The organism is Agrobacterium sp. InxBP2 (genome assembly GCF_026191755.1).
GTDB lineage: Bacteria > Pseudomonadota > Alphaproteobacteria > Rhizobiales > Rhizobiaceae > Agrobacterium > Agrobacterium pusense.
This window is the reverse complement of the sequence record NZ_JAINDY010000027.1, coordinates 20330-42424: the sequence shown is the minus strand read 5'-3', so window position 1 is coordinate 42424 and position 22095 is coordinate 20330. Positions and strand designations below refer to the sequence as shown.

The window sequence follows — 22095 nt, the reverse complement described above, 5'->3', positions numbered from 1 at the left end:
TGCGATTTGGCTCGACTCTCGTCGCATTTCGTGTCAGGTCGCGGATATGAAACCGGATATCAAGATTTGCGGATTGAAGACACCGGAAGCGCTGGAGCGCGCCATCAGGCGCGGCGCGTCGCATGTCGGTTTTATTTTCTTTGAAAAAAGTCCACGCAACATCGAGCCCGATTTAGCCGGTAAGCTGGCCGAAGCCGCCCGTGGCGCAGCCAAGGTGGTCGCCGTCACCGTCAATGCCGATAATGATTACCTCGATGAAATCGTCGATCTTGTAAAACCTGACATTCTGCAGCTGCACGGCAGTGAAAGCCCGGAGCGGCTGTTGACCATCAAGGCGCTTTACGGCCTGCCGGTCATGAAGGCGATTTCCATTCGCGATGCCGCTGATCTTGCCAAAATTGGTCCTTATAACGGGGTAGCCGATCGTTTTCTGCTGGATGCCAAGGCGCCCGCTGGTTCGGAGCTTCCGGGCGGGAACGGTGTTTCCTTCGACTGGACCATCCTGCGCTCCCTTGACGGAAGCATCGATTACATGCTTTCCGGGGGGCTGAACAAGGACAATGTCGCCGAGGCTCTGGCAGAAACCCGGGCGAGCGGAATAGATTTGTCATCTGGCGTCGAAAGCGCGCCGGGCGTCAAGGATCTGTCCATGATCGACGCTTTTTTCGATGTGGTGAATGATTGGTCGAAAGGCCCAAAGGGAGCTTGAAGTGAACGACGCGCCAACACCCAATTCTTTTCGCGCTGGTCCTGATGAGGACGGACGTTTCGGCATTTACGGAGGTCGCTTCGTTGCTGAAACGCTGATGCCACTCATTCTGGATTTGCAGGCGGAATGGGACAAGGCCAAGACCGATCCCGAGTTTCAGGCTGAGCTCAAGCATCTCGGCGCACACTATACCGGTCGTCCAAGCCCGCTTTATTTCGCGGAGCGCCTGACGGCGGAACTCGGCGGCGCGAAGATTTACTTCAAGCGCGAAGAACTGAACCACACGGGTTCACACAAGATCAACAATTGCCTCGGCCAGATCCTGCTTGCCAAGCGCATGGGAAAGACCCGCATCATCGCGGAGACCGGTGCCGGCCAGCACGGCGTTGCTTCGGCCACGGTGGCGGCACGTTTCGGTCTGCCCTGCGTCGTTTACATGGGCGCGACGGACGTCGCGCGTCAGGCGCCGAACGTGTTCCGTATGAAGCTTCTCGGCGCCGAGGTAAAGCCGGTCACGGCCGGCCACGGCACGCTGAAGGATGCCATGAACGAGGCACTGCGTGACTGGGTCACCAATGTCGACGACACTTATTACCTGATTGGTACTGCCGCGGGCCCGCACCCCTATCCGGAAATGGTCCGCGATTTCCAGGCCGTTATCGGCGAGGAAGCCAAGGCGCAGATGCTGGAAGCGGAAGGCCGTCTGCCAGATATGGTCATTGCGGCAGTTGGCGGCGGCTCTAACGCCATCGGCATCTTCCATCCTTTCCTTGATGACAAGAGCGTCCGCATCGTTGGCGTCGAGGCGGGTGGAAAGGGCCTTTCGGGCGAAGAGCATTGCGCTTCTATCACTGCCGGGTCGCCGGGCGTGCTGCACGGCAACCGCACCTATCTGCTGCAGGATGCGGATGGTCAGATCAAGGAAGGCCATTCGATCTCCGCAGGCCTCGATTATCCCGGTATCGGCCCTGAACATTCCTGGCTGAACGACATCGGCCGCGTCGAATATGTGCCGATCATGGACCATGAGGCGCTGGATGCCTTCCAGATGCTAACCCGCCTTGAAGGCATCATTCCGGCTCTGGAGCCGAGCCACGCTTTGGCCGAGGTCATCAAGCGTGCGCCGAAAATGGGCAAGGACGAGATCATCCTGATGAATCTCTCCGGCCGCGGCGACAAGGATGTCCACACTGTCAGCAAGTTCCTTGGAATGGATGTATAAGATCATGACTGCACGTATGGACAAGCGCTTCGCCGATCTGCGCGCGGAAAATCGCCCGGCCCTGATTACCTATTTCATGGGCGGCGACCCGGATTTCCAGACCTCGCTTGGCATCATGAAGGCGCTGCCGGAAGCCGGTGCCGACGTTATCGAACTCGGTATGCCGTTTTCCGACCCAATGGCGGACGGCCCGGCCATTCAGCTCGCTGGCCAGCGCGCGCTGAAGGGCGGACAGACGCTGAAAACCACGCTCGATCTTGCTCGGGAGTTCCGCAAGGAAGACGATTCAACGCCGATTGTGATGATGGGCTATTACAACCCGATCTATATCTATGGCGTCGAAAAATTTCTGGACGACGCACTGGCGGCAGGCATCGATGGCCTGATTGTGGTCGATCTGCCGCCGGAAATGGATGATGAGCTCTGCATTCCGGCGCTTGCGCGCGGCATCAACTTCATCCGTCTTGCAACGCCGACCACCGATGGCAAACGCCTGCCGACCGTCCTTAAAAATACCTCAGGTTTCGTGTATTACGTCTCGATGAACGGTATCACCGGTTCAGCGCTTCCCGATCCGTCGTTGATCTCGGGCGCTGTCGGTCGTATCAAGGCGCATACGGAACTGCCGGTCTGTGTCGGTTTCGGTGTCAAGACGGCTGATCATGCCAAGGCAATCGGTGCCGTGGCGGACGGTGTGGTAGTGGGTTCCGCCATCGTCAACCAGATTGCCGGCAGCCTGACCAAGGATGGACAGGCAACCGCAGATACCGTGCCGGCGGTTACGACGCTGGTAAAAGGACTTTCAACGGGCGTGCGTGCATCGCGCCTCGCCGCTGCGGAATAAGCGCGCGGCCCAGTCAGGAGTAGACAGTTGAACTGGATCACCAATTACGTTCGGCCGCGGATCAATTCCATGCTCGGCCGCCGCCCGGAGGTTCCGGAAAACCTTTGGATCAAGTGCCCGGAAACGGGCGAAATGGTCTTCCATAAGGATCTCGAGGACAATAAGTGGGTCATCCCTGCGTCCGGCTATCACATGAAGATGCCGGCAAAAGCTCGTCTTGCCGATCTTTTCGATGGCGGCGTCTATGAGGCTCTGCCGCAGCCGAAGGTGGCGCAGGACCCATTGAAGTTCCGCGATTCCAAGAAATACACCGATCGCCTGCGTGATAGCCGCGCGAAGACCGAGCAGGAGGATACCATCCTTGCCGGCGTTGGCCTGCTGAAGGGCCTGAAGATCGTGGCCGTCGTGCATGAATTCCAGTTCATGGGCGGTTCGCTCGGCATCGCCGCCGGTGAAGCTATCGTCAAGGCCTTTGAGCGCGCCATTTCCGAGCGCTGCCCGCTCGTCATGTTCCCGGCCTCCGGTGGCGCGCGCATGCAGGAAGGCATTCTTTCTCTGATGCAGCTGCCCCGCACCACTGTTGCGGTAAACATGCTGAAGGAAGCTGGCATGCCTTACATCGTGGTTCTGACGAACCCGACCACGGGCGGTGTCACGGCCTCCTATGCCATGCTCGGCGACGTGCATATTGCCGAACCGGGCGCTGAAATCTGCTTCGCCGGCAAGCGCGTGATCGAGCAGACCATTCGCGAAAAGCTGCCGGAAGGCTTCCAGACCTCGGAATACCTGCTGGAGCACGGCATGGTGGATATGGTTATTGATCGTCGCGAAATCCCGGACACGCTGGCTAATCTGCTCAAGATCATGATCAAAGCGCCCGCTGACAATGCAAACGCTGTCGTCCCGCTGGCCGCTTCGGCCTGAGGAAAAAAAATATGTCGCCCGGAGGCATAAATTGCCTTCGGGATGATGCTATACGTTGCCTGATTTCATTTTTAGGGCGGCGGACAAATGACAAGCAAAACGCCTGAAAGGCGAACGGAAGACATGACGAAGCCCGCGATCGGTGAGGCAGAAAAGATCATTGAAGAGCTGATGCAGCTCCACCCCAAGGGCTTTGATCTTTCACTCGACAGAATTTCCCGTCTTCTCGAAAAACTCGGCAATCCACAAAACAGAATGCCACCGGTGATCCATGTAGCCGGCACCAATGGCAAGGGTTCGGTTACTGCCTTTTGCCGTGCCCTCCTCGAGGCTGCAGGACTCTCCGTCCACGTTCATACCTCACCGCATCTGGTAAATTGGCACGAACGATACCGTATAGGCGTGGCGGGCGATAAAGGCCGTTACGTCAAAGACGAGATATTTGCGGACGCGCTGCGCCGCATTGAAACTGCCAATGCAGGTCAGACAATCACGGTTTTCGAAATCCTGACTGCGGCTATGTTCGTGCTTTTTGCGGAACAGCCCGCCGATGCCGCGGTCGTTGAGGTTGGCTTGGGCGGCCGTTTCGATGCGACCAATGTCATCAATAACCCGGCGGTTTCCGTCATCATGCCGATTTCGCTTGATCACCAGGCTTATCTCGGCGATCGCGTGGAACTGATTGCCGCCGAAAAGGCGGGAATCATGAAAAAGGGCTCACCTGTCGTCATTGGCCATCAGGAATATGACGCGGCGCTCGAAACACTTGTCGCCACGGCGGAACGGCTCGGTTGCCCGGTGTCCGTCTATGGCCAGGATTTTTCCGCCCATGAAGAATTCGGCCGCATGGTCTATCAGGATGAGTTCGGACTGACGGATGCGCCGCTGCCACGGCTCCCGGGCCGTCACCAGCTTGCCAATGCCGCCGCCGCGATCCGCGCCGTCAAGGCTGCCGGTTTTGAGGTGACGGAGCGGATGATCGAAAAGGCCATGACCACGGTGGAATGGCCCGGTCGTCTTCAGCGCATCCTGACTGGAAAAATCGCTGAAATGGCGCCGAAAGATGCGGAAATCTGGATCGACGGTGGCCATAACCCCGGTGCGGGTGAAGTGATTGCCGAGGCAATGGCGGGTTTTGAGGAAAAGACGCCGCGGCCGCTCTTCATCATTGCCGGCCTCATCAACACCAAGGATCCGGTGGGCTATTTCAAGGCCTTCGCCGATATCGCCGAATATGTCTTTACCGTGCCGATCGGCGGCACGGATGCGGCGATCGACCCTGTGGTACTCGCCCATGCCGCCTTCGATGCTGGCCTCGTTGCAGCGCCAACATCGTCTCTGACACATGCCCTGGAAGAGTTGTCGCGCCGCTTCGACCCTGAAGGACCGGCGCCGCGCATCCTGATCGGCGGTTCGCTTTACCTTGCTGGCAATGCACTTGCCCTCAACGGCACGGTTCCGCAATAAAAAAGCCCGGCAGCGATGCCGGGCTTTTTTCATTCCGTTGATATTGCTTATGCGGCGCCGGAAATCCAGGCCGAAAGCGCTGTCTTGGGAGCAGCGCCAACCTTGATGTCAGCCACTTCACCGCTTTTGAAAATGGCGAGCGTCGGGATGGAGCGAACGCCGAACTGAGCGGCCAGTTCCGGGTTTTCGTCGATATTCAGCTTTGCGACCTTGACCTTGCCGGCCAGCTCGGAGGAAATTTCCTCGAGGCTCGGCGCGATCATCTTGCACGGGCCGCACCATTCGGCCCAGAAATCCACCACGACGGGTTCGGAGGATTCAAGGACTTCGGACTGGAAGTTGGCGGCATCGACTTTTACGGTAGCCATATCTGGCTCTCCTTTCAGTAAATCTTTTCCACTATCGATGTGATGCGGGCGCGTCGAAATTTCAATGCCCCGGTATCTCACTTTGTCTTTATTGCGGCAAGGGCCTCTCTCATCGCATCGTCGCCAACCGTTATAAAGGCAGCATTTTCCGTATAAATCAGCGCACAGACAAATTCCTTGCCGGGATAAAGCGGTGCCAGAATTTCCCGATAAATGGCAAGCTGCGCCGTATGGGAGAAGGGTATTTCACGCGCTTCGCGGGGCGGCACTCGGTTGGTCTTGTAATCGATCAGGATGACGCGATCTCCCTCGACCGCCAGCCGGTCGATGCGGCCGGAGACGGCATATTGCTGCCGGCCAAGGGCCATCGTGCCCATGATCGACACTTCCGCGCGACTGTTGGCAGAGAAGGCCGGCTGAACCGCGGGTTCGGACATGACACGCAAAACGGCCCGTACCAATTGCTCGCGCTCGGTAACAGGCCAGAACCGCGCCGCGCGTTCAGCATAACGGCGCGCCGCCTCTTCCCGTTCGAACGCCGGAAAATCGGGCAGCGCCTGAAGCATGCGATGCACCAACCGTCCGCGCTGCAGCGCCAATGAAGAGACCTCGGCTTTCCCCCCGAACAGTGGTGAGCGCACGGCGAGATCATCCGCACCGTCATCGATGATGGTGCCCGCGCCGGAAGGGCTGAGCGGTCTCGGTAGAGAGGGCAGGGCCGGCAAAGGGGTAAGAAGTCCCGCTGGAAGGGCATAGTCTTCCTGCTGCGGCGTATCCGACGGCCTTTGTGGGACAGGTGTCGAGCGCGGTTCGGATTTGCGCCAGACAAGCCCCTGCCATTCCTCACCATCCGCCGTGAAAAGCTGGGGCTTGCAATGGTCTTCGTTGTTGGCAAGCGCCTTTTTGACGATGGCATGCCAGCATTCGGGATTTTCCTTCTGGCCGCGATAACCGCAGACGACGAGGTGATCGGCGGCGCGCGTCATGGCCACATAAAGCAGCCGCCGATATTCATCTTCTGCGGCGGTCTTCAGCCGCTCTTCATCTGATCGGATAAGGTGGTTTGAAAATCCGCTGCTGGGCAACCAGACCGGGAAGGCGTCTTCACCCGCTTCGACAAAACGCAGTTTAGGCACATGGCTGTGATTGAAGGCCTTCGAACCGCCATCGACGACAAAAACGACCGGTGCTTCCAACCCCTTGGAGGCGTGCACGGTCATGATGCGAACTTCGCCGCGATCCTTGTCCTGCTCCCGCTTCACCTCCGGTGAGTCAGTTTCCAGGACGGAGAGAAAGGCCTGCAGGCCGGGCAGGCCGGTCCTTTCGTGATCCAGCGCGAAGGACAGGAATTCATCCAGAACGTCGCTTGCCTCGTTGCCAAGCCTGCCGAGAAATTTTTTGCGTCCGTCGTGCAGTGTAAGCACCGCTGCGAAGAAATCATGCACGGTGGCCGTTTTAGAAAGCGCGATAAAACCTTCCAGCTTGGCGGTAACGCTGGAAAGATGGCTATTCTCTTCCTGCGCAAGGATTTGCAGCCGTTTCCAGACGCTCTCCGTTTCCGATCGCATGGCGGCAATGTCGAAAACGTCGTCTTCCGTCAGGTTGAAGAGTGGACTTTTCAAAAGTGCGGCAAGGGAAAGGTCGTCTTCGGGCAGGACAACGAAATGACCGAGCGCCAGAAGGTCCTGCACGGCAATGTGGTCGGTCAAACGAAGGCGGTCAGCGCCGGCAACGGGTATGTTCTTGCGCCGTTTCAGCTCCCGGGTCAGTGCATTGACGAAGGCATGACGTTTTCTGACAAGCACCAGAATGTCGCCCGGTTCGATGGCGCGCTCCACGCCTTTTTCGATGATGGTCTCGCGTCCGATCATATCGGCGATGCGCGCGGCGATCCGGCGGGCAATTATGGTGGCCGGCGCGCTTTCCCGCAGCGCATCGAAGGGGGCTGTCCAATCCTCTTCGTCCTCGGTGGTTTCAGGTGCCACCATATCCCACACTTCCACGGTGCCGGGATGGCCAGCGCGGTTGGACCGGTGCTCCACCGGCTCGTTATCGGCACTGAGGCCGCTTGCGTTATTCGGGTCCGAAAACACCTGGTCGACAGCCGCCAGTACATCCTCCGTGGATCGGAAGGATAGCGGCAGGCGGATGCGGTGAAAGGCCTGTTCGACCGAATCGACCCGTCTCTTGGTCTCTTCGCGCTCCTGCGAAAACCGTTCCGGCCGCGCGCCCTGGAATGAATAGATCGACTGTTTTTCATCGCCCACGGCAAACAGCGTACGCCGCCCCATGCGGGCGCTCTCGCCGGTGAAGAAATCCGCCGCAAGCGACTGGATGATCGACCATTGCACCGGGCTCGTGTCCTGCGCCTCATCCACCAGAATATGGTCGATGCCCTGATCCAGCTTGTAATGCACCCACGCACCCGCCGTGTCGCGGTTGAGGAGGTTGGCCGCGCGCTCGATCAGGTCTTCGAAATCGAGCTGGCTTCGCTGTTTCTTCAGGTCTTCGAAATCACCGATCAGCCTTTCCGCCAGAACAAGGGCGCATTTGGTCGCCGCCAGCATCCTCACCAGACGATAACGGTTGCGGCACGCAACGACATGGTCCCGCGCCAGCGTCAGCGCGTCGAGAAGTTCGGGGGCGGATTTCTGCATGCCCTTGTTGATGACATAGGCATCCGATTTCTTTTCACCCTTGGCCGTCAGCAGGGCGGCTTCGATGAATTCCATCCGCCGCACGGGGTCTGGTTGTCGTTTTGCTTCCCTGAGTGCATAGGCGACATCGATGACGCGTGATCCACCCACCTCGTCGGCAAGGGTGAGGTACGTATCGAGCGCGAGGCCGGAGAGGCCGGGCAGAGGCCAGAAAGCGGCCGCGGCAGTTTCTTCGGTCTCTCCATCTGCAATCTGCATCGCCTGCCGCAACCGGGCATCGATGCCGCCTGACTGTTTGGCATCCAGAAGGAAGGCCCGCAGGGCACTGCGATTGGCGATGATGGCGGAAAGCAGCGCTTCCAACCCGCTTTCATCGGCGAGATCGAGAACATAGGCCAGCGCCTGCGCCAGGTCCGCATCGCTTTCCGTCGAAACAGCGGTCAGGAGCGAACGGCGCGCCTCAGCCAGCAGCGTGGTTGCGGCGCGGTCGTCGAGAACGGAGAAATGGCCGGCGACATTGGCTTCCAGCGGAAATTGGTGCAGCAACGCCTCGCAGAAGGCGTGGATTGTCTGGATCTTCAAACCGCCCGGTGTTTCCAGCGCCTTGGCGAAGAGCCTGCGCGCCTCGGCGAGCTTGATGCGATCCGGCGCCTTGCCTTCGATGGCGGCGATGCGGTCCTTGAGATCGGAATCCGGCGAAGTAGCCCATTCCGCCAGACGGTCGAAGACGCGGCTCGACATTTCCGATGCTGCGGCCTTGGTATAGGTGAGGCAGAGGATCGCCGAAGGCCGGCAGCCAGCCAGAAGCAGGCGGATGACGCGCTGGGTCAGTACGTGGGTCTTGCCGGAACCGGCATTGGCCGACACCCAGGCTGAACTGGCGGGATCGGAAGCAAGCCGCTGCCGGGCGCTGGTCCAGTCGATCCAGCTTTCAGGTGTGTCGGCGGCGGGGCCGGCGTCGAAAGGATCAATCGTCATCGCCGTCTCCCGGTTCTGCCGTCGACCATTCCGAAACGCGGGCGAGGTGATCATATTCCCCGCCGTAGGATTGCTGTTCTTCCGGCACCAGGCGCGAGGCGAAGCCGTTTTCCCCGTTGCGCAGCGAATGAACGAATTTGGTGAGCTGTTCTATCGATTCCGTCGCGAGCTCAATCGCCGATTTTGGCGGTCTTTTCCCGCTTCGGCTGGAATGTTCGTTATTGACCTGATCGGCGAAAAAACGCTCGCCCGGCCGCAGGCGAACATAGATGAGGTTTTCCGGTGTGGGCGAACCGGCTTCGCGGAAGGCGCCGCGCATCAAGGCCGCCGCCTCCAGCGCAAGCTGCGGATCGAGCAGAGCGCGCGCCTGATTGACGGAAGGCGCGAGCCCCGTCTTGTAGTCGATAATATCCGCCTGACCGTTCGTCTTGATGTCGATGCGGTCGGCGACGCCGGTGAGCCTTATGCCTGCTTCGACGATTTCCTGGCCCGCGCGCGCCTCGAAAAAGCTGTGACGAATGGATGGATGACGTTCTTTTTCCCAGTCGATGAAGGCGCGCGCCACCGCTGCAAAACGTGGCCGCCAGATCACATCTACATGGGGAGGCAGGTTTTCAGCATCGAAACATTCGTCGAGAATGCGCTGCATGGCCGAAAGCGAGGCCGACGTACCGGGAATGTGCCCCTCACGGGAATAGCGCTCGATGATCGTGTGGTAGAGCGTGCCACGATCGGCTGCGTTCGGGTCGCGGTTGAACGGGTCAAGCGCGTCGAGCTTCAGAATGCGCCGCGCATAGATCGAATAGGGGTCGCGGCGCAGGCGGCCCACTTCGCTGAAGGAGTAACGCGTCGGCTGCAATTCAGCCGGCGGTTTCGGGGAAGGGCGCTTTGCCGCCTCCTGCTCGATGCTCTCATCCATCAGACCCGTCCAATGGCGATATGTCTCGCCACGTTTTTTAAGGACCTTGGCAAAATCCTCGCCGCCCAAGGCCAGCAGCCTTTGCAGCCAGCGTGAGGCGACGGCAGGCGTGGAGCCCTGCCTGAGCGCCCGGGTGTAGAAAATGTGTCGCGTGCCGTTGGCCATCTCAAAGTCATGCGCGAGCTGGCCGATACGCCGTTCCGGCGGCTCCAGCCCGATCGCAGTTTTCATGGTGCGGGAAAGAAACGGATTATTCGCCGTTTGGCCCGGCCAGAGGCCTTCATTGAGACCGCCGATGATGACCGTATCGACACTTTGCAGCCGCGCTTCCAGCGCGCCGAAGATGAAGATGCGCGGATGGCGCATCGATCTTGGCTTGATTGATTCCCCTGCCACAAGCGCCGCGAATATATCGATCCATTGCGGACCGTCCGCGTCGAGGATATCTCCGCTTTCCATCAGTTCGGCAAAGAGGCTGGAAAGCTTGTCTCCGGCCTCGCCAGACCAGAGAGCGGCAAGATCTGTATTTTCATCCCCACAGATGGCTTCCATCACGCGGCCGGTCCGTTCCGCCCAGTCGGAAAGAGGCAACCTGTCGGTAAAGGCCCGGCCAGATCGGTCGCGGCGGACGAAGGCGGAGCGCAGCGGCTCTGTGGCCATTGCAATTCGTCGCGCCAGATCACGCGCGGCGTCAACGCTTCCGTCAGGCAGGGCCAGCCGCCAGGCGGGCGGATGTCTGTCCTCGCGTTGCGCAAGGAGTTGGGTGTCAAGAACCGTTTCCAGATTGCCCACTTCAGTTTCGACGCGGCCGCCTCGCAGCGCAATCAGCTCAAGCGCCTTCGAAGCTCTGGTGAAAGCTTCGCTCGAGAGCCCGAAACGGGCGAGCGGGTGTTTCAGAAGGGAAATGATCGGCACCGGGTCTCCGGGCCTCAGGATCGCCTCCAGCGCGAGTTGCGTGAGGCCGGCCTGGGCGGTTGCCGAAAGCGGCGTGCCGGCGGAATCGTCGGCTTCGATGCCGAAGCGTTGCAACTCCGTTGCCACGCGCCGCGCCAGCCCACGGTCGGGTGTTATCAGGGCCGCCTGCGAAGGCCGTTCCGAGGCTGGTGCTTCGAGCGCAAGCCTGAGCGCCACTGCGATGGCGGTGGCCTCTTCGCGCTCGTTGGCAGCTTCAATCAGCGTGGCCGCTGCAAAGGCATCGTAGAAAATTGCGGAATCCCGGTCTTCACGCCATCGGTTCCAGTCACTGGTGGATTTGGCCGGCGCAAGCGCTGCCGAAAACACCGCGGCGCGCTTTTCCAGATCGTTATCGAGGGCACCGATCGGAGCCACATCGTCACGCAGGATGCCCAGTTTCTGCAGCAGGACATAAAGCCCGTATTGCGAGTGAGTGCGGCTCGAAGGATCGGTGGGGTCCTCGGCTATCGCCTGCCATTGCTCTTCCGGCATGGCAAGATCAAGCCCCGGAAGCACCACCACGCCTTGCGGTAAAGCTGCAACGGCGGCGATGAGATCGGCGGCGGCGGGAATGGAGCCTGTCGAGCCAGCGACGATGATCGGACCGGTGTCCGGCAATGTGGCAATTCGGTTCGCTTCTGCCCGGAGGATGGCGTTTCGGTGCCGTCCGGCCGAAGATCTGTTGAGTTCGGCAAGCCGGGCGGGCCAGAAGATGCTGGCGATCTTTAGAAAATCGGCCGTGAGCTGCCACCATTGAGCGTGATCACCGGTATCGAGATGCTGAAGCGCTTCCCAATCTTTTTCTTCCGTATCCATCGCGTCGATCACCTCTGCCAGCGCACGCGCGAGCCATATCGCGTCGGCCGGGCTGGCGGGGGCGACCAGCGGCGAATCGGAATGGATCGCCCGGATGGCGTCCGGCAGGCTGTTGCGCCATGCAAGGATGAGACGCGCGAGTTCGATCAGTCGGCCGGTGCCGGAAATCGGCGGCGCGAGATCCATGATCTCAGGGTTTTCGACATCGAAGAAACCGCTGTCGTCATCCGTTTCGCCAAGGGGCCGGATGAGCGGCAGAATGGCGGAACGGCCGCCAAGAAGATCGACGAATTCCGAGCGCAGCACGCGGGCCGAACGTCGCGTCGGCACATATATCGTCACCTTGGCAAGCGACAGGGGATCGGCCGGGTCATATCGATAGCCTGCCGCCAGTCTTCCGTCGCACAGCGTTTCCGCAAGCGTTTTGAGGAACGGTGTTCCCGCGGCGATCGTCAGAACGCGCTTTGCGTGGTGGGAGCCCGTCATGCAGAGCGTTTTTCCCTGAATTGCCGGATGATGTTCTCAGCATCGTCTATGGCGTCCGGCGTGCCGACGGTAATCCAGTGACCATCCAGCGGCAGCCCGTAAAGCCGGGCCTTTTCAATCGCGCGATCGAAGTAAATATTCAGGTTGAAAGCGTCCGCGGGTGCGTCGTCAAGCAGCCGCGAGTCCATGGCGATGGCGCCGGCATAGACGACGGGGTTCGTGTCGCCCTCGCGAAGGCGGGTCAGTCTTCCGTCCCCGGCGAGGTTGAAATCCCTCTTGCCATTGTGGCCGGTGGTCCGATCCATGTCGACACAGAGCAGTGCCATATCCATCCGACCGGGATCGAAGAACTGTGCTAGCTTGCGCAGATTGCTGGCCACGTGCAGCTGCTCACCGATCCAGAAGAGATCGGCATTCATGACGAAGACCGGGCCGGGTTCCAGAAGCTTCAGACCCTTGGCGAGACCGCCGCCGGAATTCATCAGCTGGGAGCGTTCGTCGGAAATCAGGATTTCGGCATCGGCGCGGCGCTGAAGATGGGCGACCATCTGCTCGGCGTGGTGGTGCACATTGACGACAATTGTTTCGGCACCGGCTTCGACCAGGGCGTCGAGCACATAATCGATCATTGGCTTGCCGGCGATCTGTACGAGTGGCTTCGGGATCGTATCGGTGATCGGGCGCATCCGAGTACCGAGCCCGGCGGCCAGCACCATCGCGTTTTTGATCGTCATCGTGGTCAACCGTCTTTCAGTCGTTAAAGTCCATGCCCATGCGCAGGCACCAGTCTCTGAGCGGCGCAAGTTCCGGATGCGAAAGCGCTGCGGCGAGATAGCGGAACGTCCGCGGCATATGCTTCATATAACCGGGTTTGCCATCCCGTTCCATCAGCCTGACCCAGATACCGGCAAGCTTGCAGTTGCGCTGCGCCGACATGATGGAGAAGGCCTTGAGAAAAGCAGCCTCATCGAAAGAAGGCGTGTGTCGCCTGCTCTCGAGATAATGCGAAAGCAGGCGTGCCTGCAATCCGGGCTCGATTGTAACCCGGGCATCCTGAACAATGGAAGCGAGATCATAGGCGGTCGGGCCAATCATCGCGTCCTGAAAATCGATCAGGCCGACCTGTCGTATGCCGGCATTCTGCTGTTGCCAGAGGATATTTGGCGAATGGAAGTCGCGCAGCAGCAGCCCGTTTTCGCAATCCGCAAGCGAATCGATCAGAGCGTCCCAGATGGCGTAATATTCCTGCTTCTCGCCATCGGACAGTGGCCTGCCGCGCTTATAGGGCAGATACCATTCCACCAGCAGCGAGACCTCGATCTTCATCGCCTGCCGGTCAAAGGGTGGAACCTCATAGGTGCTGCCATCACCCACGGGCAGGGGACCGGGTTGTGACGCTTGATGAAGTGCCGCCAGAAAGGCAACGCTTTCCAGATAGCGCTCCTCGATTGGGGCGCCATCGGCGGCTAACACTCCATCTAGCCCCAGATCCTGCAACAGGAGAATGCCTTGGTCGATGTCCGCTGCGATGATCTCCGGCGCGCAAAAGCCGCGATTCCGCAGATAATTACCGATCGCCACGAAGGAGCGGGCATCCTGGGCGAGATGGGCAATCTCCGCATAGGTCTTGCCGTCGGCGACGATGGCGCCTTTCAAGGGGCGGCGCCAATCCATCAGGATAAGGTCCGGGCCATCGGTGGAGATGGTCTCATAGGCACGGGTGGAAGCATCGCCGCTCAGAAAGCGGCGGACCGCGTCACCTCTGCCATTTCTGGCGAGGAATTCCCGGATGGCAAAAACCCGCTCAAGCCGCGCTTTCGGTTTTGCCGGAGCCTCGATGGAGGCGATCCGCCCTTCACCGGAATGTGTCAGCGTCAGGGTTACGGTCTGGCCGGGTGGCAGAATCTCTCCTGCTATATCCGGCCATTCGATCAGGCAGATGCCATCCTCCAGCATCTCATCGATGCCGAGCTCATCCAGTTCGGAAACATCCGAAAGCCGGTAGAGGTCGAGATGGGCGACCGGAATGCGGGTGGCATAGGTTTGGATGATGGTGAAGGTGGGGCTCGGAACCTCAAGATCCGGCTCGTCCGCCATCGCCCGGATGAAGGCGCGGGCAAGCGTCGATTTACCGGCGCCAAGGTCGCCGACCAACGCCAGACAATCGCCGGGCTTCAGCGCCAGCGCGAGGTCTTCACCGAGCCTGATGGTGTCCTTTTCCCCCGCAAGAGGAATGGTGATCGGCAAGACATTTTCGCTCATTCTGCGGCAATGGAATGCGGACGCGTGGCGGAAGGAATGCGGCAGGTGACGGTGGTGCCGTTGCCGGGCCGGCTGTCTATGCTAACCGTTCCGTGGTGGAGACTGACGAAACTTTCGACAATGGAAAGGCCAAGCCCGGCGCCGGTTCGCCGGCCGCCATTGCCGCGGGTCGAAAAACGGTCGAAGACCGTTTTCAGCATGTCTTCCGGGATGCCCGGTCCCTTGTCCGCGACAGAGAATATGAAGTCACCTTCGCTGCGCTGGCAGGAAAGCGTAACTGAAGACCCTTCCGGCGCGAAATTGATCGCATTGGTTAGGAGCTTGATGAGGATCTGCTTCAGGCGCTGGTGGTCTGCCACCAGGCTGCCGAGATGAGCCGGGGCGACGATCTGAAGTGAAATGCCGCTTTCCTGCAGCCGGTCCGCGATCTGCACCGAAACATCTTCCAGCAATTCGTTCAGGTCATTATCCGAATAATTGAGTTGCATGATGCCGGCATCGACGGTCGCAAGATCGAGAATGTCATTGACGATCGTCAGAAGGACCGAGGAGGACGTGGAAATATGGTCGAGATATTCCGCCTGCCGCTCCGTCAATTCCCCAAGGCCCGGGGTCTTCAGGAGATCGGTGAAGCCGATAATGTTTGTCAGCGGCGAACGCAGCTCATAGGAAACATGCTGCACAAAGTCATTCTTCAGCTCATCTGCCTTGAGAAGAGCGTCGTTCTTTTCCATAAGGGCGCGCTCAGCCCGTACGCTGTCCGTCATGTTGACAAAGGTCAGCATGGTCTGCGCATCCGGCAACGGAATGATCGCATAATCGAGGACGAGGCCGGAAAGCAGTTCCAGTGTGCCTTGCCGGGATGGCCGCTCATCATCGAAACTGGTGATGAACTGGCTGAAGGCGCGCCAGCCGTCCGGCCCGTCGTAGGATGGTGCGCAGGCGGTTTCGATGGCGCGGATGTGCGTTCCGGTTTCGGCCTGTTCGGCAGTCACGCCCCACAGCGCCCGGAATGCCGGGTTCGACAGGCGAATACGACCGTCCGCACCGAACACGGCGACCCCCTCGGCCAGATGGTCGATGGTTTCGCCCTGCACTTTCACCAATGTGTTGTAGCGCATTTGCAGATCGACCTGCTCGGTCAGGTTTTCGAAAACCCAGGTTGCGCCACCCTGCGGATGAGCCGTGGCAATCACCCGCAGTGTCTGCCCGTTGGGCAGGTGCCAGAGATCGGTCTTGGTATCGAGCGAACGGTATACGGAGAGCGCCGTCTCCTTCCAGTTCTTCCAGTTGAGCTGCTCGGGCAATTTGCCGGCGGTGCGCAACCTGTCGAGAAGCTCTGAATTGTCAGGCCCGGATTCGAGGAACACCAGGTCGAGGCCCCACAGGGTCGCAAAAGCCTGATTATAGAATTGCAGCCGCTGCCGGCCGTCGAAAATGGCGACGGGCGTTGCCAGATGATCCAGCGTTTCGGCGTGGCTCTTCAGAACCCGCTTCAGTTCCTCGCTGATGGTTTCGGCCTCGGTGGCATCGATGGCGATACCGGCAGACCCGCCCGCCGTTTTGATGTCGACGACATCGAAGAAACTGCGATTACCCGCAACCACCGTGGAAATACGGTCGTGATAGGGCGATTCCGGGGTCGCGGCCGCGCGTATCTTCTGCCGGGTAACCGTGTTCAGAAGTTCTCGTTTCTCCTGAATGGCCTGTTCAGCGTTCCGCGCATCCACTGCCTGTGCATAGGCATGGTTCACCCAGATAAGTTCGCCTTCGCCATTGCGACGCCAGACGGGTTGCTCGATGGAATCGAGAAGTTCCTGAAAAGTCGAGACGGAAGCGATCAGCCGTTCACGCTCCACCTGCAGTTCGGCGAGCTCCGCACGCAGATTGTTGAGGGCGATGAAGCGTGCAAAGGCATTGCCGCCGGAAACCCGGCCCTGAACCTCGATAACTTCGCCGCGATGCGTTTCGATGGTGAGATCGAAACTCTGTGCGTGGCTACGAAGTTTCTCAATGGATTTCTCAAGCTGACTGGCGGATGCCGGTTTCAGCCAGCGGCCAAAGGCCAGAAAATCCTGGTCCGCCTGCGGCACGCCTGTCTCGGCCGGCAGCTGCCCCAGAAATTCCGGACGGTTTTCTGCGCCATCCCAGATGACGATGCGGCGGCTCTTGTCGGAAATCAGCGCTTCGTATTTGGCGATCTTGTGGTGAGACTGGGCAAGCGCCTGGCGAAATTCGCTGCTCTCCGCCTCTATATTGCCGCGCTGGCGCACCAGCCAGACGACTGAAAACAGCGTCGCGGAAAGCATACCCACGAAAAGCGAATAGGTTATGGTTTCACCTGATGAAAACAGCCGGGCGCCGGCTTTGGCCGCAAGTCCATCCTGCGCCAGCGCCAGGGTGGCTGAACCGGCCAAAAACGTGCCGGAAAGCAGGACGGGAAGCCGTGAAATGCCGGTCCGGATCGCACGGATTGCCAGCCGGCAACGTGCCAGAGCGTTTCCAGGAAAAGTGAACACCGGTTTTCCGTCCGCAGATGCGCCAAAACGCACCAGAGTCTGTGCGCTCAATGCCACGCCCGCTTGCGTGTTTTTAACGCGTTGAACTGTCTGCTTGCGCAGATCCGAATTTTGAACCGACATCCCCGGTCTGTCTCCGTCCTATGTGCCGCATCTTCGACAAGACATCCCATTTCGCCCGCACCGCCCTGTGGTGCGTCCGAATCAAGTCTGATGACAATACCGCCTTCATAAATCTGCGAAAAGGGAGCGCGCAAAAAAGATGCCGCGCGCTTTGTCAAGCGCGCGGCATCTAGATATTGTGTAATTTCAGTGGATATTAACTATGAAATTAATATCTGTAGTGGTCCGCCTTGAACGGGCCCTGCTTCGAGACGCCGATATAATCTGCCTGAACGTCGGAAAGTTCAGTCAGGCGCACACCAAGCTTCTCGAGATGGAGGCGTGCGACCTTCTCGTCGAGGTGCTTCGGCAGCACGTAAACGTCGTTCTTGTATTCGCCCTGCTTGGTGAAGAGTTCGATCTGGCCCAAAACCTGGTTGGTGAAGGAGGCCGACATGACGAAGGAGGGGTGACCGGTGGCGTTGCCAAGGTTCAGAAGACGGCCTTCGGACAGCAGGATGATGCGGTTGCCCTTCGGGAACTCGATCATGTCGACCTGCGGCTTGATGTTCGTCCACTTCAGGTTACGCAGCGATGCGACCTGAATCTCGTTGTCGAAGTGGCCGATATTGCCGACGATCGCCATGTCCTTCATCTCGCGCATGTGCTCGATGCGGATGACGTCCTTGTTGCCTGTCGTGGTGATGAAGATATCGGCGGAGGAAACAACGTCCTCCAGGCGAACGACTTCGAAACCGTCCATGGCGGCCTGCAGTGCGCAGATCGGGTCGATTTCGGTCACCTTCACGCGGGCGCCGGCGCCCTGCAGCGAAGCGGCCGAACCCTTGCCAACATCGCCGTATCCGCACACCACGGCAACCTTGCCGGCCATCATCACGTCGGTTGCACGGCGAATGCCGTCAACCAGCGATTCTTTGCAACCGTACTTGTTGTCGAACTTGGACTTGGTGACGCTGTCATTGACGTTGATCGCCGGGAAAGGCAGCAGGCCCTTCTTGCTGAGGTCGTAGAGGCGGTGCACGCCGGTCGTCGTTTCTTCGGTGACACCCTTCAGCGCGTCGCGCTGCTTGGTGAACCAGCCGGGCGAAGCCTTGAGGCGCTTGTTGATCTGCGCGAAGAGAATTTCTTCTTCTTCGGAGCCGGGATTGGAGAGCACGTCTTCGCCAGCTTCCGCGCGTGCGCCCAGCAGGATGTACATGGTGGCATCGCCGCCATCGTCGAGGATCATGTTGGAGAGACCGCCGTCGGTCCACTGGAAGATCTTGTCGGTATATTCCCAATATTCCGTCAGGCTCTCACCCTTGACGGCAAAGACCGGAATGCCGGCTGCCGCAATGGCCGCTGCAGCATGGTCCTGGGTCGAGAAGATGTTGCAGGAGGCCCAGCGAATGTCTGCACCGAGTTCCTTCAGCGTCTCGATGAGAACGCCGGTCTGGATCGTCATGTGAAGCGAACCGGAAATGCGGGCGCCCTTCAGCGGCTTGCTTTCACCGAACTCCTTGCGGCAGGACATCAGGCCCGGCATTTCGGTTTCGGCGATGTCCAGTTCCTTGCGGCCGAATGCGGCAAGGTTGATATCGGCGACGATGTAGTCCTTCTCAAGGCTCATGAGATTCTCCAGATCAGAAGCGCCGCACATTGCGGCCCGGCTTTTTACGTAGCAGCGGTTTAGCAGGCCACGAACGATCTGGCAATAATGATATAAAGAAGTCTTTATGTCTTTATATGGCGCCGGCTCAGGCTTCTTCGCCGAACCGGTCGGCGACAAGGGCCTCAAGTGCGGCGAGCGCCTCTTCGGCCTGATTGCCGCTCGCCTCGACATAGACACTGCATCCGGGGCTGGCCGCCAGCATCATGAGACCCATGATCGAGGTGCCGCCGACGGTCATGCCGTCTTTCGAAACCGTGATGGTCGCGTCGAAGCCTTCAACCATCTGAACGAATTTCGCTGATGCCCGGGCATGGAGACCGCGTTTGTTGATGATCGGTAGTTCCCGGGAGAGTGGCGACATGGGCTGACTTCTTATTTGCCGCTTAAAACGCGGCTGGCGACGTTGATATATTTGCGGCCGGCATCGGATGCGTCCTGAAGGGCCTTGTCCATATTGTCTTCGCTGCGAACGCCGGCAAGTTTGATCAGCATCGGCAGGTTAACCCCGGCGATGACTTCGACATTGCCGTTATTCATGACCGAAATCGCAAGATTGGAAGGCGTGCCGCCAAACATGTCCGTCAGGATGATGACGCCATTGCCGTCATTGGCGCGCGCGACAGCGTCGATGATATCCTGCCTGCGCTGATCCATGTCGTCTTCGGGACCGATACAGACCGTCTCGATCAATTTCTGGGGACCGACGACATGCTCCAACGCATGACGAAACTCCTCAGCCAGCTTGCCATGGGTGACAAGCACTAGTCCGATCATGAAATGCTCCCTTGCACACGCACTCTCATTGCCGACTATCGCAACGCGGCAATCCTGTCCATCGGTGGGATTTCATCTTGATGAGGAAAATGCGAATCGCAAGCCTAAAATCGCCCGAATCATCGTCACTTCACATTCGTTTTGAAAAGATTCTGAGCAAGTGCAGCAAATTTTCCATAGGGCGTGAGACTTGAAAGCGGAATACGCAGAAGCGGAAGATGCCCGCCGCACGGCAGCGATAACATCTCGTCATCTTCGGGAAGTCTTGGATTTTCGGGTGAAACAACTGTCGTGACGGCGAAATGTAGCGGCGCGCGCGCAATGCTTTTAAGTGAAACAATGCCGCTGCCGCGTAATTCCAACAGGCCGGCGATAGCTTCCGGCCGTTCGGCGATGATGGCCTCGCCATCGCGATACACGAAAATCTGATCGTCCGCGATCAATGCGGCCGGCAATCCGCACCGTTCCGCCTCCGTCAGGAAGCTGAAGGCGAGTTCGCTTTTGCCGCTGCCCGACGGCCCCGTGAAAAGGATGCCGGTGTTTTGAACAACGATGGCGGTTGCATGCAGGTTGAAGCGTTCAGCGTTCATGGGTTTCGGCCGCCGGCAGCGACAGGGTGAAGCGCGCGCCTGATATCACGCCATATTTGTCGACGACGTTCTCTGCCCGCAGGCTGCCGCCATGGGCTTCCGCGATCTGGCGGCTGATGGAAAGACCAAGACCGGAGTTCTGTCCGAAACCTTCGCTCGCCGGCCGGTCGGTGTAGAAACGCTCAAAAATCCGGTCGATATCTTCGGCCTGAATGCCGGGCCCGTTGTCCTCTACCTGCACGATGCAACGATCCTTGTGACGGGAGAGGCGTACCGTGATGCGGCCGCTTTCTTCGGCAACGAAGGAGCGCGCATTCTCGATGAGGTTGGTGACGATCTGGCCGATACGCAGATCGTGGCCGTTCACCACGAAGGAGGTCTTTGCGCCCGCTTTCCGGTCGACAACATAGTCGATCGTCACGCTTTTCTTCTTGGTGCTTATCTGGCGGGATATATCCACCAGACCCTTCATCAGCACATCAAGATCGAGCGGCGCGGCGTCGGCGCGCGCCAGTTCGGCGTCAAGCCGTGAGGCGTCCGAAATATCGCTGATCAGGCGGTCGAGACGGCGCACATCGTGGAAGATGATCTCGGTCAGGCGCTGTTTGGACTCTTCGGTCTTGGCGCGCGGCAGGGTTTCCACGGCGCTGCGCAGCGAGGTCAGCGGGTTCTTGAGCTCATGGCTGACATCGGCGGCGAAACTTTCGATCGCATCGATACGGTCGTAAAGCGCCGTCGTCATTTCACGCAGCGCAATAGAGAGGTTGCCGATCTCATCCTGGCGCGCCGAGAAATCCGGTATTTCCTCACGGGTTCTCGCCCCGCGGCGCACGCGGATCGCGGCCGCCGACAGCCGCCGCAGCGGCGTGGCGATGGTGGAGGAGAGGAGCAGCGACAGCACGATGTTGACCAGCGTGGCGATGCCAAAGACGCGCATGATGGCGAGGCGCTCGGCATGCACGATCTTGTCGATATCGCCCGCTTGTGTCGAAAGCAGCAGAACGCCGAGCACGGCCCGGAAGCGCTGTACCGGTACGGCCACGGAAACAATCAGCTCACCCTTTTCCGTGACACGCACGACCGCGCCGCGCACGCCGGTCAGCGCGTTCATCACTTCCGGATAGATAGAGCCATCGCCGCCGGGCGCTTCCTTGTATTGCGGCAGGCTGCTCGGCTGCAGCATGCGGTTGAACATGCTGGTGAACCAGTCGCCCCAGGTCTGCGTCTCGGGCGTTACTGGCGGCAGGTCGAAGCGCAGCACCTGACCGCGCGAATAAAGATGGCGGGAGTCGAGCAGCAGATTGGCATCGGCATCGAACAGCCGCGCGCGGGTGCGCGTTGGCGAAATCAGCCGCCGTAGCACCGGCGCCACGCGTTCCGGATTGATGGGGAAACTCAGGTCCTCATCATTGGGGGCAGGGGTAATGCTCTGTCCCGCCTGCAATTCGAGCAGCTTTTCCGGGTTGATGGTGATTGAGTTGGTATCGACAGAGGCGGAAGCGGAAACCGCGCCGGCTATGATTTCGCCCTGCGTCAGCAGGCTTTCCACGCGCGCATCGATCAGCCCCTCGCGGAACTGGTTGAGATAGAGAATGCCGCCGACTAGAACCACCGTCGCGGCGACGTTGAAGAACAGGATGCGGCGCGTGAGGCTGGAAAACACCGCATTGCCGAAAATGCGCCGGATGATCGTCAGCGGATGGATACGATGGCGGCGTTCGCTGCCGCGTTCTTCGGCATCGTCACTGTCCGAGACGGTTTCCGGCGTTTTTTTCAACACGTATTCAAGTCCTTACCACCCCATACCGGGCGGTGCCTTCTGCGTGAGTCGG

The 22095-nt window shown here is 59.5% G+C and carries 16 protein-coding genes; 5 read left to right on the top strand and 11 right to left on the bottom strand.

Features of this window, described 5'->3' with window-relative positions:
• Positions 1–46: 46 nt before the first annotated feature.
• From K7A42_RS09880 to K7A42_RS09860, 5 genes are all read left to right on the top strand, one after another.
• Positions 47–709 carry a phosphoribosylanthranilate isomerase gene (locus K7A42_RS09880; protein WP_282455093.1) on the top strand — a complete coding sequence of 221 codons (663 nt, stop codon included), beginning with the start codon at positions 47–49 and terminating at the stop codon, positions 707–709.
• 1 nt (position 710) lies between these two features.
• Positions 711–1931 carry a tryptophan synthase subunit beta gene (gene trpB, locus K7A42_RS09875; protein ID WP_004444279.1) on the top strand — a complete coding sequence of 407 codons (1221 nt, stop codon included), beginning with the start codon at positions 711–713 and terminating at the stop codon, positions 1929–1931.
• A gap of 4 nt (positions 1932–1935) precedes the next feature.
• Positions 1936–2775, top strand: a complete 840-nt coding sequence (trpA, locus tag K7A42_RS09870; RefSeq protein ID WP_282455092.1) for a tryptophan synthase subunit alpha — start codon at positions 1936–1938, stop codon at positions 2773–2775.
• A 27-nt stretch (positions 2776–2802) separates the two neighbouring features.
• Complete coding sequence (gene accD / locus K7A42_RS09865; RefSeq protein ID WP_174151119.1) at positions 2803–3699, top strand: acetyl-CoA carboxylase, carboxyltransferase subunit beta; 897 nt, start codon at positions 2803–2805, stop codon at positions 3697–3699.
• Positions 3700–3786: 87 nt separating this feature from the next.
• The gene (locus tag K7A42_RS09860; protein ID WP_282455091.1) at positions 3787–5166 is read left to right on the top strand and encodes a bifunctional folylpolyglutamate synthase/dihydrofolate synthase; all 1380 of its coding nucleotides are present in this window, start codon (positions 3787–3789) and stop codon (positions 5164–5166) included.
• Between the two features lie 47 nt (positions 5167–5213).
• Here the strand turns inward: K7A42_RS09860 and trxA are convergent, their stop codons facing one another.
• The 11 genes from trxA to chvG all read right to left on the bottom strand — a co-directional run bounded on the left by trxA (position 5214) and on the right by chvG (position 22043).
• Positions 5214–5534, bottom strand: a complete 321-nt coding sequence (trxA, locus tag K7A42_RS09855; protein WP_003516334.1) for a thioredoxin — start codon at positions 5532–5534, stop codon at positions 5214–5216.
• Between the two features lie 77 nt (positions 5535–5611).
• Positions 5612–9169, bottom strand: coding sequence for a double-strand break repair helicase AddA (gene addA, locus K7A42_RS09850; RefSeq protein WP_282455090.1), 3558 nt, complete (start codon positions 9167–9169; stop codon positions 5612–5614).
• A complete protein-coding gene (gene addB, locus K7A42_RS09845; protein ID WP_282455089.1) occupies positions 9159–12344 on the bottom strand; it encodes a double-strand break repair protein AddB in 3186 nt (1061 codons plus the stop codon). Before addB ends, addA begins: the two co-directional genes overlap by 11 nt.
• Positions 12341–13078, bottom strand: coding sequence for a nucleotidyltransferase family protein (locus K7A42_RS09840; protein ID WP_282455088.1), 738 nt, complete (start codon positions 13076–13078; stop codon positions 12341–12343). Before K7A42_RS09840 ends, addB begins: the two co-directional genes overlap by 4 nt.
• 16 nt (positions 13079–13094) lie before the next feature.
• Positions 13095–14606 (bottom strand): tRNA (adenosine(37)-N6)-threonylcarbamoyltransferase complex ATPase subunit type 1 TsaE, encoded by a 1512-nt coding sequence (tsaE, locus tag K7A42_RS09835; protein WP_282455087.1) that lies wholly within the window; start codon positions 14604–14606, stop codon positions 13095–13097.
• On the bottom strand, positions 14603–17248 hold the full coding sequence (locus tag K7A42_RS09830) for a sensor histidine kinase (RefSeq protein WP_282455086.1): 2646 nt from the start codon (positions 17246–17248) through the stop codon (positions 14603–14605). Before K7A42_RS09830 ends, tsaE begins: the two co-directional genes overlap by 4 nt.
• A 208-nt stretch (positions 17249–17456) precedes the next feature.
• Entirely contained in the window at positions 17457–18857 is a 1401-nt protein-coding gene (gene ahcY, locus K7A42_RS09825; RefSeq protein WP_004444302.1) for an adenosylhomocysteinase, read from the bottom strand.
• Positions 18858–18984: 127 nt separating this feature from the next.
• Positions 18985–19260 (bottom strand): HPr family phosphocarrier protein, encoded by a 276-nt coding sequence (locus K7A42_RS09820; RefSeq protein WP_004444304.1) that lies wholly within the window; start codon positions 19258–19260, stop codon positions 18985–18987.
• Between the two features lie 11 nt (positions 19261–19271).
• On the bottom strand, positions 19272–19673 hold the full coding sequence (locus tag K7A42_RS09815; RefSeq protein WP_003505374.1) for a PTS sugar transporter subunit IIA: 402 nt from the start codon (positions 19671–19673) through the stop codon (positions 19272–19274).
• A gap of 125 nt (positions 19674–19798) precedes the next feature.
• Positions 19799–20263 carry an HPr kinase/phosphorylase gene (locus tag K7A42_RS09810; RefSeq protein ID WP_282455085.1) on the bottom strand — a complete coding sequence of 155 codons (465 nt, stop codon included), beginning with the start codon at positions 20261–20263 and terminating at the stop codon, positions 19799–19801.
• Positions 20253–22043, bottom strand: a complete 1791-nt coding sequence (chvG, locus tag K7A42_RS09805; protein WP_004444315.1) for a two-component system sensor histidine kinase ChvG — start codon at positions 22041–22043, stop codon at positions 20253–20255. Before chvG ends, K7A42_RS09810 begins: the two co-directional genes overlap by 11 nt.
• Positions 22044–22095 lie beyond the last annotated feature (52 nt).